Source organism: Xenorhabdus sp. PB30.3 (genome assembly GCF_963895965.1).
GTDB lineage: Bacteria > Pseudomonadota > Gammaproteobacteria > Enterobacterales > Enterobacteriaceae > Xenorhabdus > Xenorhabdus stockiae.
In genome coordinates this window covers 97,215-110,355 of sequence record NZ_CAWQMW010000111.1, presented here as the reverse complement: position 1 = coordinate 110,355, position 13,141 = coordinate 97,215, and the positions used below count along the sequence as shown (strand labels likewise).

Annotated in this window: 14 protein-coding genes and 1 other annotated feature; all 14 genes read left to right on the top strand. The window is 42.2% G+C overall.

The features are described 5' to 3' along the window. Window positions 1-225: 225 nt before the first annotated feature. The 14 genes from AACX38_RS07145 to arnB all read left to right on the top strand — a co-directional run bounded on the left by AACX38_RS07145 (window position 226) and on the right by arnB (window position 13,139). The gene (locus AACX38_RS07145; RefSeq protein ID WP_339385665.1) at window positions 226-903 is read left to right on the top strand and encodes a transglycosylase SLT domain-containing protein; all 678 of its coding nucleotides are present in this window, start codon (window positions 226-228) and stop codon (window positions 901-903) included. Between the two features lie 210 nt (window positions 904-1,113). Beyond that, entirely contained in the window at window positions 1,114-1,623 is a 510-nt protein-coding gene (locus AACX38_RS07140) for a cupin domain-containing protein (RefSeq protein ID WP_228862869.1), read from the top strand. Between the two features lie 167 nt (window positions 1,624-1,790). After that, window positions 1,791-2,429: a hypothetical protein gene (locus tag AACX38_RS07135; protein WP_228862868.1), complete on the top strand. Its 639-nt coding sequence runs from the start codon at window positions 1,791-1,793 to the stop codon at window positions 2,427-2,429. Window positions 2,430-2,759: 330 nt separating this feature from the next. Then, entirely contained in the window at window positions 2,760-4,688 is a 1,929-nt protein-coding gene (thrS, locus tag AACX38_RS07130) for a threonine--tRNA ligase (protein WP_228862867.1), read from the top strand. Between the two features lie 3 nt (window positions 4,689-4,691). After that, on the top strand, window positions 4,692-5,231 hold the full coding sequence (infC, locus tag AACX38_RS07125) for a translation initiation factor IF-3 (RefSeq protein WP_099108187.1): 540 nt from the start codon (window positions 4,692-4,694) through the stop codon (window positions 5,229-5,231). A 93-nt stretch (window positions 5,232-5,324) separates the two neighbouring features. Next, the gene (gene rpmI, locus AACX38_RS07120) at window positions 5,325-5,522 is read left to right on the top strand and encodes a 50S ribosomal protein L35 (RefSeq protein WP_006118955.1); all 198 of its coding nucleotides are present in this window, start codon (window positions 5,325-5,327) and stop codon (window positions 5,520-5,522) included. Window positions 5,523-5,568: 46 nt separating this feature from the next. Beyond that, a complete protein-coding gene (gene rplT, locus AACX38_RS07115; protein WP_010847342.1) occupies window positions 5,569-5,925 on the top strand; it encodes a 50S ribosomal protein L20 in 357 nt (118 codons plus the stop codon). A gap of 51 nt (window positions 5,926-5,976) precedes the next feature. Beyond that, window positions 5,977-6,096, top strand: a complete 120-nt coding sequence (gene pheM / locus AACX38_RS20740) for a pheST operon leader peptide PheM (RefSeq protein WP_153043651.1) — start codon at window positions 5,977-5,979, stop codon at window positions 6,094-6,096. Further along, window positions 6,046-6,170 (top strand) — a sequence feature (Phe leader region). Its footprint overlaps the gene before it by 51 nt. A gap of 85 nt (window positions 6,171-6,255) precedes the next feature. Continuing rightward, a complete protein-coding gene (gene pheS, locus AACX38_RS07110; protein ID WP_099121583.1) occupies window positions 6,256-7,239 on the top strand; it encodes a phenylalanine--tRNA ligase subunit alpha in 984 nt (327 codons plus the stop codon). A 14-nt stretch (window positions 7,240-7,253) separates the two neighbouring features. Beyond that, entirely contained in the window at window positions 7,254-9,641 is a 2,388-nt protein-coding gene (gene pheT, locus AACX38_RS07105; RefSeq protein WP_228862866.1) for a phenylalanine--tRNA ligase subunit beta, read from the top strand. 4 nt (window positions 9,642-9,645) lie between these two features. Beyond that, entirely contained in the window at window positions 9,646-9,942 is a 297-nt protein-coding gene (gene ihfA, locus AACX38_RS07100; RefSeq protein WP_099121581.1) for an integration host factor subunit alpha, read from the top strand. Between the two features lie 65 nt (window positions 9,943-10,007). After that, complete coding sequence (btuC, locus tag AACX38_RS07095) at window positions 10,008-11,027, top strand: vitamin B12 ABC transporter permease BtuC (protein WP_228862865.1); 1,020 nt, start codon at window positions 10,008-10,010, stop codon at window positions 11,025-11,027. Window positions 11,028-11,080: 53 nt separating this feature from the next. Beyond that, a complete protein-coding gene (btuD, locus tag AACX38_RS07090) occupies window positions 11,081-11,848 on the top strand; it encodes a vitamin B12 ABC transporter ATP-binding protein BtuD (RefSeq protein WP_099121579.1) in 768 nt (255 codons plus the stop codon). Window positions 11,849-11,999: 151 nt separating this feature from the next. Beyond that, a complete protein-coding gene (gene arnB / locus AACX38_RS07085; protein WP_228862864.1) occupies window positions 12,000-13,139 on the top strand; it encodes a UDP-4-amino-4-deoxy-L-arabinose aminotransferase in 1,140 nt (379 codons plus the stop codon). Window positions 13,140-13,141 lie beyond the last annotated feature (2 nt).

Genomic DNA, 13,141 nt, shown 5'->3' with positions numbered 1-13,141 from the left:
CAAGGTGATACAGTGATATGATTGATAATTTTGCAGGTTATCCTGAATTTTTCTGGTTTCTAAAATCATCATGCGAACAAAAAAACAACATGTTGTCTAGTGTTTTGAAGTTCATTGAATATAACTGCCTCAATTTATTTTGATGAGATATATAAAAATATTTTCATTTTATTCATAAAATTATATATGCTTTATAAGGTTAATTTTAGTTTAGGAGAACTTTTCGTGAGATTAAAGTTTATTCATGTTCATATTTTTCTGATGATATTGCTAACAGGATGTACAAATCAGGAGTCTCAACAAGTAAGAAATGACCATAAATCAACATCGAAAAGAATATTCGGCAGCGATGGCATTATGGTGTCGCAGAATAAATTGAATAATCAGAGAAGAGCAACACCCTTTGATAATTTTATTGCACAGGCTGCAAAACGTTATGGGGTGGATGAAGTTTTGATCAGGGCAATTATTCAGGTTGAATCCGGCTTTCGCCCAGAAGTTATCAGCAAATCTAATGCAGTTGGATTGATGCAGATTAAAGCCTCTACAGCAGGTAAGGATGCCTATCGACTGAAAGGTAAGTCAGGGCAGCCAACTATGCGTGAATTGAAAGACCCTGAAACGAATATTGATCTTGGTACTGCCTATATTAGTATTTTGAAAAAACAGCATCTAAGCGGAATTATTAACCCTGAAACTTTATATTATGCAACAATAGTTGCCTATGTTAATGGCGCTGGAGCATTATTGCGGACATTTGATTCAGATCGTAAGTTGGCAATTAATAAAATTAACCGAATGACACCGAATGAGTTTTATCAGTATGTCCAGAATAATCATCCTGCACCACAGGCCCCTCGTTATTTATGGAAAGTGAAGAATGCCTATCTTAATTTAGAGTGATTTTTGTCACACTGAATTGAATATGTGATTTATTATTTTTTCTATTAGTTATCAAGAGGACATAATAGCTTTCTTTTACAAATACGCTCCGTCTCTCCAGTTGCTCTTTGTTGGCTACGTTCGTCCATCCCAATATAGTTATCTAAATATATTTTCAGAACAATGTAATTATCCTACTACTAATAATTTTTTAATAATAAAGGAAGTGTCATGTCATTAAAACGAGAAAACAGAAGACCTGAATTTATTCAGCATTGGACACAAAACGAAGAAGAAGAGAGAGCAGGATACCCCGATAGCAATGAAATTTTCACTATAGGCTCTGCTCTTGGTAAATCTCTGGGACTAAAGAAACTGGGTATCCACCACGAGCGCCTTTTACCCGGTCGTAGAACGTCTTACCCCCACGCAGAAAAGAATGAAGAAGAATTCGTGTATGTGCTTGAGGGAACACCTGATGTGTGGATTAACGGAGAACTGTATCGATTAGAGCCGGGAGATGCCGTTGGTTTTCCGGCTGGCACAGGGATTTGTCACACTGTAATAAATAATACAGGATCCGAAGTTAGGTTATTGGTTGTCGGAGAAAAAAGTAAACCTGAAAACAAAATCTGGTATCCACTGAATCAAGAATATCAAACAACCAGAAGTGATGGATGGGATTCACCTCCTGAACAAGTTTTTGGCAACCATAATGGTCAACCAGATAAAAATAGATAAATTAACGCAGGTTATCATCTTTAAACCACCTTCATTTTGGTGGTTTTTACATAAGGACAGAATTATCTCGTCAGCATCAGTATTAGCCATGCAAGTGGTATCAAACAGGAAAATTTGAATATGGCATTCATACTATAGTTATCTATGTAAACAATAATGGTGAATGTATGTTTGATGACTTGCTGAACTGGGTAATAAAAAATTACTCTGCTATAGCATCAATATTGTCTGCTTTGACAGCATTTCTTGGAGGTATCTGGGTCATGCTTAAAAATGTCTATAGCAGCCTGAATTTTTTTAGGAATAGAAGGCTCACAAACAATATTGATTATCTTGAGAAATATGATGAATACCTGACTGAGGAAGATAAAGTCTATATTAAAGATATTATTACTTCTGAGATTATGTTTAAAGTGACTAAGATTAAATCAAAGGATCTTAGGCACTTAGTCATACAATTGACCAGTCTAGGCATTGAAGCAGGGTATATATTCGATATTAAAAGATTAAAAAAATATGTCATGGTGAATTCGGATTTTGCAAAAATAAAAATTGATGCTTCTTATGTTTTCAATTATTGGATTGAGAAATTAATGTCTGTTGTTATTTTTGTTTTGATGCTTTTTATTGCATTTAAAATATTATATGTGGATGGTCAGGATATCAGTAGCCTGAATACGGTAGTCATGATATTTCTGATGATTATTTTAGAGTTGCTGGGGATCTGTTTTTTAACGTTAAGTGTATCACCGGGGCGAATAAAAAAAATAAATGCAGAATTGTCTAAGCATAAGTTGAGTGATTAGCGTCCAAGTCTTTTCAAACCTTGAAGTGAGGAAATCTTGGAGACTGAGAAATTACAGGAAAACTGCCGTTTTTTTGGCTAAAAGAATTTATGCCCATTGAATAATAATACCTATGTTGTTCTTTTTATTTGTTGCTGAATGATATGGGTGATAACATCCTCTGTCGAGTTAAAGCGGTGTACATGAGTCGTTTGTCATTTTGTGTACTTAACTGTGTACATAACTTGCATGGTGCAGCAAGTGCCCGCAATTAACGTATTGAATTCTTGAGGTAAATATTTCATACAAGTGATCTTTCGTGTGGGTCACCACTGTAGATAAGGATTTTAAATGCCTGTAATTACTCTTCCTGACGGTAGTCAACGTCAATTTGAGCACGCCGTCTCTGTCATGGATGTTGCTCGCGATATCGGGGCTGGTTTGGCAAAAGCGTGTATCGCTGGTCGTGTTAATGGCGAATTGGTAGATGCGTGTGAATTAATCGAAACAGATTCCACACTGGCCATTATTACCAGTAAAAATGAAGAAGGTCTGGAAATTATCCGCCATTCATGTGCGCATTTGCTGGGTCATGCAATCAAACAACTGTGGCCTGACACCAAAATGGCAATTGGTCCGGTGATTGATAATGGCTTCTATTACGATATCGATTTGGATCGCTCTTTGACGCAGGAAGATATCGAGCTGCTTGAAAAACGCATGATGGAGCTTGCCAAGAAAGATTATGATGTTATCAAGAAAAGGGTAACCTGGCAGGAAGCTCGTGATGCTTTTGCAGCTCGTGGTGAAGAGTATAAGATCCAGATTCTGGATGAGAATATCAGCCGTGATGATCAACCAGGTTTGTATCATCACGAAGAATACGTAGATATGTGCCGTGGCCCACATGTACCTAACATGCGTTTCTGCCATTATTTCAAATTGCAGAAAGTTGCAGGTGCATACTGGCGTGGCAACAGCGACAACAAAATGTTGCAACGTATTTATGGTACTGCATGGGCAGATAAAAAGCAGCTGAGTGCTTATTTATTACGTCTGGAAGAAGCGGCAAAGCGTGACCATCGTAAAATTGGTAAACAGCTTGATCTATATCATATGCAGGAAGAAGCGCCGGGTATGGCTTTCTGGCACAATGATGGCTGGACAATTTTCCGTGAACTAGAAACGTTTGTTCGTGTCAAGTTAAAAGAGTACCAATATCAGGAAGTGAAAGGCCCATTTATGATGGACCGCATCCTGTGGGAAAAAACTGGACACTGGGAAAACTATAAAGAAAATATGTTCACCACTTCGTCGGAAAACCGTGAATACTGCGTAAAACCGATGAATTGCCCGGGACACGTCCAGATTTTTAATCAGGGGCTAAAATCCTATCGGGATTTACCGCTGCGTATGGCTGAATTTGGTAGCTGTCATCGTAATGAGCCTTCAGGCGCTCTGCATGGCCTGATGCGGGTTCGTGGCTTTACTCAGGATGATGCACATATTTTCTGTACTGAAGATCAAATTCTTCAGGAAGTCAGCAGCTGCATCAAAATGATTTATGATGTATATGGTACATTTGGTTTTGAGAAGATTGTTGTTAAACTATCGACTCGCCCGGAAAAAAGAATTGGTACTGATAAACAGTGGGATGAAGCAGAGGCAGATCTCGCTGAGGCCTTGAAAACAAATGATATTGAATTTGAGTACCAGCCGGGTGAAGGTGCATTTTATGGACCTAAAATTGAATTTACTTTGTATGATTGTTTGGATCGAGCGTGGCAATGTGGTACTGTGCAGCTCGATTTTTCATTGCCGGCGCGTTTGAGTGCGTCGTATGTCGGTGAAAATAACGAACGTAAGGTTCCTGTAATGATCCACCGAGCTGTTCTGGGTTCCCTTGAACGCTTCATTGGTATCCTGACAGAAGAATATGCCGGGTTTTTCCCGACATGGCTGGCACCTCAACAGGTGGTTGTCATGAATATTACCGATGGTCAGTCAGATTATGTACAGGAATTGGTTAAAAAACTTCAAGATGTAGGCATTCGTGCAAAAGCAGACTTGAGAAACGAGAAGATTGGCTTTAAAATTCGCGAACACACTCTGCGTCGTGTACCTTACATGCTTGTCTGTGGTGATAAAGAGGTCGAGTCAGGAAAAGTTTCCGTTCGTACCCGCCGCGGTAAGGATTTAGGTAGCATAGATGTCAGCGAGTTCTCAGAGAAGTTGCTGGCAGAAATACGCAGTCGCAATCTTCGTCAATTGGAGGAATAAGGTATTAAAGGCGGAAAAAGAATTCAACCGGCGCGCCCAAATCGCATTAATGAAGAGATTCGCGCCTCTGAAGTTCGTTTAACTGGGTTAGATGGCGAGCAGATTGGTATTGTCAATCTGAGAGAAGCTCTTGAAAAAGCTGAGGAAGCTGGTGTTGATTTGGTGGAAATCAGCCCAAATGCCGAACCGCCGGTTTGTCGTATCATGGATTACGGCAAGTTCCTCTATGAGAAGAGTAAGTCAATCAAAGAACAGAAAAAGAAACAAAAGGTTATTCAGGTCAAGGAAATTAAATTCCGTCCTGGTACAGATGAAGGCGACTATCAGGTCAAACTACGCAACCTGATTCGTTTTCTGGAAGATGGCGATAAAGCCAAAATCACCCTGCGTTTCCGTGGACGTGAAATGGCGCATCAACAGATTGGCATCGAAATGCTTAACCGCATTCGTGAAGATTTGAGTGAACTGGCAGTGGTCGAATCCTTCCCATCGAAGATCGAAGGCCGTCAGATGATCATGGTGCTCGCTCCTAAGAAGAAATAGTCAGGCATACAAGTAGCAGGCTCCAACCAGTTTGGAAGGAGTCTGTTCGCCTTACTAGTTCGTTGTAATTAACAATGCGAAGTGGATATTAAAATGCCAAAGATTAAAACAGTACGCGGCGCAGCTAAACGCTTCAAGAAAACTGCCAGTGGTGGTTTCAAGCGTAAGCACGCTAACCTTCGTCACATTCTGACTAAAAAATCAACTAAGCGTAAACGTCATTTACGTCCAAAAGGCATGGTCTCCAAAGGTGATCTGGGCCTGGTTGTTGCTTGTCTGCCATACGCATAAGCAAGCATTTTTTTAGATTAGAACTCAGAGACGATAGGAGAAGTATATGGCTCGCGTAAAACGTGGTGTTATTGCCCGTGCACGTCACAAGAAAATTTTAAAACAAGCGAAAGGTTACTACGGTGCCCGTTCGCGCGTTTATCGTGTTGCTTTCCAGGCAGTTATCAAAGCTGGTCAGTACGCTTACCGTGACCGCCGTCAGCGTAAACGTCAATTCCGTCAATTGTGGATTGCTCGTATCAACGCTGCTGCACGTCAGAACGGCATGTCTTACAGCCGTTTCATCAACGGCCTGAAAAAGGCTTCGATTGAAATCGACCGTAAGATTCTGGCTGATATCGCTGTATTCGACAAAGTAGCATTTGCTGCTCTGGTTGAAAAAGCGAAGGGCGCTCTGGCATAAGTCAGGTTAAGAGAGGGAGCCTTTGCTCCCTCTTTTACTTTTTTTGAAAATATGCTTACTATTAGCTGGATTAGCCAGTCTATAAATAGTCGGGTTGAAAAGGGTACAGGAGAGAGAATAAAAATGATGAAGTTAGCCTTTTTTCGTTTCTTTTTTTACTTTAGCGCCTGAAATAAGGGGGCTTTGCGCGTAAGAAAAGAAACGAAAAACAGCGCTTGAGCCTCCGGTCTGGAGGCTTTTTTATTTTTATGACCTCATTAAGAGACAAAAATTCTGAGGGCATAGTCGATAACAACTAAAAGGCCATCTGGCCGAAGGAAGAGGAAAACGATGTCACATCTTACTGAGCTGGTTGCAAACGCAAAAGCAGCCGTAGAAGAAGCCCAGGATGTTGCCGCGTTGGATTTGGTGCGAGTTGAATACCTGGGAAAAAAAGGCCATTTAACTCTCCAGATGTCATCGCTGCGTGACTTGTCTGCCGAGGAGCGTCCAGCGGCAGGGGCTGTTATTAATCAGGCAAAACAAGAAGTCCAGGAAGCTTTGAATGCACGTAAAGCTAAATTGGAAGCAGATGTTCTGAATGCCCGTCTGGCAGCAGAAAAAGTTGATGTTTCATTGCCTGGCCGTCGTATGGAAAATGGCGGATTACATCCAGTCACTCGTACGATTGAACGAATTGAAACTTTCTTTGGTGAGTTAGGCTTTTCTGTTAAAGCTGGTCCGGAAATTGAAGACGACTACCATAACTTTGACGCGCTGAATATCCCTGCACATCATCCGGCTCGTGCTGATCACGACACATTTTGGTTTGATGCAAAACGTTTGCTACGTACGCAAACGTCAGGTGTTCAGATCCGCACAATGAAAGAGGGGCAGCCACCTATCCGTATCATTGCACCAGGCCGGGTATACCGGAATGATTACGATCAGACACATACCCCAATGTTCCATCAGATAGAAGGGTTGATTGTTGATAAGAATATCAGCTTCACCAATCTGAAGGGCACGTTGCATGACTTTTTGAATAACTTCTTTGAAGAAGATATGCAGGTTCGTTTCCGCCCATCCTATTTTCCGTTTACTGAACCATCCGCAGAAGTTGATGTGATGGGTAAAAATGGCAAATGGCTGGAAGTATTAGGTTGTGGCATGGTTCACCCGAATGTATTGCGTAACGTTGGCATTGATCCTGAAGTTTATTCTGGTTTTGCCTTTGGTATGGGAATGGAACGCTTGACGATGCTGCGTTATGGCGTCACCGATCTACGTGCTTTCTTCGAAAATGATTTGCGTTTCCTCAAACAGTTTAAATAAGGCGGGAATATTTCATGAAATTCAGTGAACTCTGGTTACGCGAATGGGCGAATCCTGCCATTAGTAGCGAAGAATTGTCTGATCAAATCACCATGGCGGGTTTGGAAGTTGATGGCGTTGAAAAAGTAGCGGGTCAATTTAATGGTGTTTTCGTCGGTGAAGTTGTTGAATGTGCTCAACACCCGAACGCAGACAAATTGCGCGTCACAAAAGTTAATGTTGGTGGTGATAGCCTTCTCGATATCGTCTGTGGTGCACCAAATTGCCGTCAGGGTCTGCGTGTAGCAGTTGCTACCGTTGGTGCTGTATTGCCCGGTGATTTTAAAATTAAAGCGGCTAAATTACGTGGTGAGCCGTCAGAAGGTATGCTTTGCTCGCTTTCTGAGCTGGGAATTAGCAATGATCACGATGGTATTATTGAATTACCAGCTGATGCGCCAATTGGTGCCGATTTGCGTGATTACATGAAATTGGATGATAGTGCGATTGAAATCAGCATTACGCCTAACCGCGCAGACTGCCTTAGCATTCAGGGCGTTGCCCGCGATGTTGCCGTTATCAATAAATTGTCCATGAATGAGCCGGAAATCGAACCTGTTAAACCTGCTACAGATGCGACATTCTCTATTCGTGTTGACGCACCAGAAGCTTGTCCGCGTTATTTAGGGCGAGTTATCAATAACGTCAATGTTGAAGCAGAAACGCCACTGTGGATGCGCGAAAAACTGCGTCGTGGTGGTGTTCGTTCTATCGATCCTGTTGTTGATGTGACTAATTACGTGTTGCTTGAGCTGGGTCAGCCATTACACGCGTTCGATTTAGAGCGTTTAGACGGTTCCATTATTGTTCGTTTGGCAGAGCAGGGTGAAAAATTAACCCTACTGGATGGAAATGAAGTGGAACTTTCTGCTGATACGCTTGTGATTGCTGATGAAAAGCAAACACTTGCAATGGCAGGAATTTTTGGCGGCGAATATTCTGGTGTTAGTACAAAAACACAACATATTCTGTTGGAGTGTGCTTTCTTTGCACCATTGGCAATTACTGGTCGTGCCCGTCGTTATGGTTTGCATACAGATGCCTCTCATCGTTTCGAACGTGGCGTTGATCCGCAGCTGCAATTTAAAGCAATGGAATACGCAACACAGTTACTGGTTGCTATCTGTGGTGGGGAAGCTGGTGAGATTATCGATGTTACCAGTGAGTCTCATTTACCAAAGCCAGCAACTATTACACTGACTCGTAATAAATTGGATCGTTTGATTGGCCATCATATTGCTGATGAGCAAGTAACGGACATCCTGAGCCGTCTGGGCTGTCAGGTAACAGTTCAGAATGGTAATTGGGAAGCAGTAGCTCCGAGCTGGCGTTTCGACATGCAGATTGAAGAAGATCTGGTTGAAGAAGTTGCCCGTATTTATGGCTACAACAATATTCCTGATGTACCTGTACGCGCTGATTTGGTCATGACTTCACACCGTGAAGCGGATTTATCTCTTAAGCGCGTCAAAACTATGCTGGTGGACAAAGGTTATCAGGAAGTTATCACCTATAGCTTTGTTGATCCTAAGCTCCAGCAGCAATTACACCCGCAACAGGAAGCATTAATTCTGCCAAATCCGATTTCGGCTGATATGTCAGCAATGCGCTTGTCTTTGCTAACCGGATTGCTGACGACAGTTGCTTATAATCAGAACCGTCAGCAACACCGAGTGCGATTATTTGAATCAGGTCTACGTTTTGTGCCTGATGAAAGCGCAGAATATGGTATTCGTCAGGAATTGATGCTTGGTGGTGTAATCGCCGGAAATCGTTTCGATGAGCATTGGTCGATTGAAAAACAAGCAGTTGACTTCTTCGATTTGAAAGGTGATTTAGAATCCGTTTTAGAACTGACGGGTAAACTATCCGAGATTTCCTTTAAAGCAGAAGAACATCCTGCCTTGCATCCCGGACAAAGTGCTGGGATTTATCTGGGAAATAAATACATTGGTTACATCGGGGTCGTTCATCCAGAGTTGGAACGTAAACTTGACTTGAATGGCCGCACCGTGGTATTCGAATTGTTGTGGGACAAACTTGCGGACCGCATAATTCCTGAAATGAAGGAAGTTTCTCGCTTCCCATCCAATCGCCGTGATATCGCGATAGTTGTGCCTGAAAATGTAGCTGCAGAAGATATTCTGGTTGAATGTAAGAAAGTTGGCGTAAATCATATAGTTGGCATAAACTTATTTGACGTGTATTGTGGTAAAGGTGTCGCGGAAGGCTATAAAAGCCTTGCTATTAGCTTAATCTTGCAGGATACCTCGCGTACACTGGAAGAAGAAGAGATTGCTGCGACCGTTAGCAAATGCGTTGCTGCATTAGAACAGCGATTCCAAGCATCCTTGAGGGACTGAACTTATGGCGCTTACTAAAGCTGAAATGTCAGAAAATCTGTTTGAAAAACTGGGTATTAGCAAACGTGACGCTAAAGATCTAGTGGAAATATTCTTTGAAGAAGTGCGTCGTTCTTTGGAGAATGGGGAGCAGGTTAAGTTATCTGGATTTGGTAACTTTGATTTGAGAGATAAAAATCAACGTCCAGGTCGTAATCCGAAAACTGGCGAGGATATACCTATTACTGCTCGTCGGGTCGTCACCTTTCGCCCTGGGCAAAAGTTGAAGAGTCGGGTAGAAAAAGCGTTACCAAAAGAATAAAATATGAAAAGGCCGCGATTAAGCGGTCTTTTTCTTGCTCTTTATCCTGAATATTTTCACTTCTCATGTTATCAAAATATCGTTTACCGATTTATTCTGTCTCTGAACTCCTCACTCGTCAGAAAAAACGTGATTACCGAGTGATAGCTCTACTGCTTATTTTATCTATTGGATTATTTATTTTATCGCTATCTGCCGGTGAAATATGGTTCTGGCCAACTCAATGGCTGTCTGATTCCGCCCAGTTGTTTATTTGGCAGTTGAGATTGCCCAGAGCATTGGCAGTATTTGTCGTTGGTGCCAGTCTAGCGGTGTCAGGTGCAGTTATGCAGGCGTTATTTGAGAATCCGCTGGCTGAACCCGGATTATTGGGTGTCAGTAATGGGGCAGGGGTAGTGGTTGTTTTCTTGATCCTCATTTTTCATGGTATTGCCCCATTGTGGCTATTAAGTGCTGGTGCGGTTTTAGGGGCACTTTTTATGACTGCAATTCTGTTGGGATTTGCTAAAAAGCACCAAATGACCAATGCACGTTTATTATTAATCGGGGTTGCTTTCGGAGTAGTATTTGGTGCCGTAATGACATGGATGGTTTATTTCAGTACCAGTCTCGACTTACGCCAATTAATGTATTGGATGATGGGTAGTTTCAGTGGTATTGACTGGCGCCAAATATGGCTGGTGATTGCATTGTGCCCGCTGATCCTTTGGTTAAGTAGAACCGGGAAAACACTTAATTATCTTTCTCTGGGTGAATTACAGGCACAGCAATTAGGGATTTCGCATCATAAGTGGCGTAATTTATTTGTATCAGCAGTGGGATTACTGGTTGGTTTGAGTGTGGCTCTTGCCGGAGCAATTAGTTTTATCGGGTTAGTTATTCCCCATATTTTAAGACTGATTGGTTTGACGGATCATAAAACATTATTACCGGCCTGCACATTAGCCGGCGGCAGTTGTTTATTACTGGCAGACTTATTTTCTCGTTTATCTTTATCCCATGCGGAAATACCGATAGGGGTTGTTACAGCAACTCTGGGAGCACCTGTTTTTATCTGGTTGTTATTGAAAGCGCCACGGATATAAAGAGCTTAAAAAATGATGGGGAAGTACCAAAAAACGAGAATAGGGAAGATAGTATGATTCAGCTACCACTTTTAGTATTGGATAATATTACTGTCAACAACAGACTGAATTCGCTGTCTGCTTCCGTCAAGGCCGGAGAGAAAGTTCATTTAGTAGGGCTGAATGGCTCAGGAAAAAGTACTTTGCTTGCGGCTATTGCCGGTATTTTACCTCATGATGGCACGATTCACCTTAACGGTAAAAAATTAAGTGATTATCGGCAGAGGGAACTGGCGCAGTGTCGGGCGTGGTTCTCTCAGTCGGTTTCAGCTCCCGCCATGCCTGTTTTTCAATATCTGGATATGTATCGCCCTGAGTTGGCGTCCCAGCCTGAAGGTGAAAAGGTATTACATGAAATTTGTCAGCAACTGAAACTGACGGCGTTACTGGCTTCAACAATTGGACAATTATCTGGAGGCGAGTGGCAGCGGGTGAGATTAGCGGGCGCTTTTTTGCAGGTATGGCCTGAACTTAATCCGATAGGGAAATTACTGCTGCTTGATGAGCCGACTAATAATCTTGATATCACACAGCAAGCTATTTTAGATAAATTAATTAACCAATTTTGTGTATTGGGAGGGACTGTTTTATTGAGTAGCCATGATCTTAATCACACTTATGAACAGGCCGACAATGTATGGTTGCTCGCTCGTGGTGAGTTGATTATGTCTGGTCGACCACATAATGTGATGAATGAAAGAAATTTATCCGAAATTTTTGAAGTAAATATTAGACATATCCAAAATACTGACTATAAGTTATGGAGGGTAGATCATCTCTAATCTTCAAAGGTAGAAATCACCTTGGTTGATTGTTTTTTCTCTCTTTTTTCGTTGATTGCCCTCAGTTTGTTTGCTTGTTGTTATTTTGTCTATGAAGTGTTCGTCAGAATGTCTTCCAATTATAAAATGAGTCAGGCTACGCAAGGCGATTATGAACAATTTTTTACCATTCTCCCGTCCATCGATTGGGCGTGAAGAGGTTGAGGCAGTAGAACAGGTTTTACATTCAGGTTGGATTACTACGGGGCCACAAAACCAGCAGCTAGAACAGAATTTTGCTCAAATGTTTGGTTGCAGACATGCTATTGCTTTGTATTCTGCTACAGCCGGGATGCACTTGGCATTATTGGCATTGAAAATAGGCCCCGGCGATGAAGTTATCACACCTTCCCAAACCTGGGTTTCCACCATTAATATGATTTGCCTGTCAGGCGCTGAACCGGTCATGGTCGATGTTGATCGTGATACATTGATGGTCAGTGCGGAAACGGTCAGGCAGGCGATTACTCCGAAAACCAAAGCGATTATTCCAGTCCACTATGCAGGTGCTCCCTGTGATCTTGATGCTTTACGTGTGGTTGCGGAAGAAGCGGGTATTCCCTTAATTGAAGATGCGGCTCATGCAGTAGGAACCCGCTATAAAAATGAATGGGTAGGTGAGCGAGGAACCGCTATTTTTTCTTTCCACGCTATCAAAAACATGACATGCGCTGAAGGTGGCATGTTTGTTACAGATAATGATGAACTGGCGCAAAAAATCCGCAGTCTGAAATTCCACGGTCTGGCTGTTGATGCGTTTGATCGGCAGCTTCAGGGCCGGAAGCCACAGGCTGAGGTTATTGAACCGGGTTTCAAATACAACCTGTCAGATATTCATGCGGCGATAGCGGTTGTTCAGTTAGGGAAACTGGCCTCCATGAATGCCCGCCGTCGGGAGCTGGTAGCCCGTTATACCGCTGCTCTTCATGATTCTCCTCTAAAAATGCTGAGCGTTCCTGAATATGAACACCAGCATTCTCATCACTTATTCATGGTACGCGTTGATCAAAAAGTCTGCGGTATTGACCGTGACACTTTCATGACTCGTTTGAAAGAACGCAATATTGGCTCAGGGTTACATTTCAGAGCGGCACATACACAAAAATATTATCGGGAACGCTATCCAACTCTGTCTCTGCCTGAATCTGAATGGAATTCAGCGACACTTTGTTCGTTACCCCTTTTTCCAGATATGAGTAACGACGATGTGGATCGGGTTGTTAATGCGGTATTGGAAATTATTGCGGAGTAAAA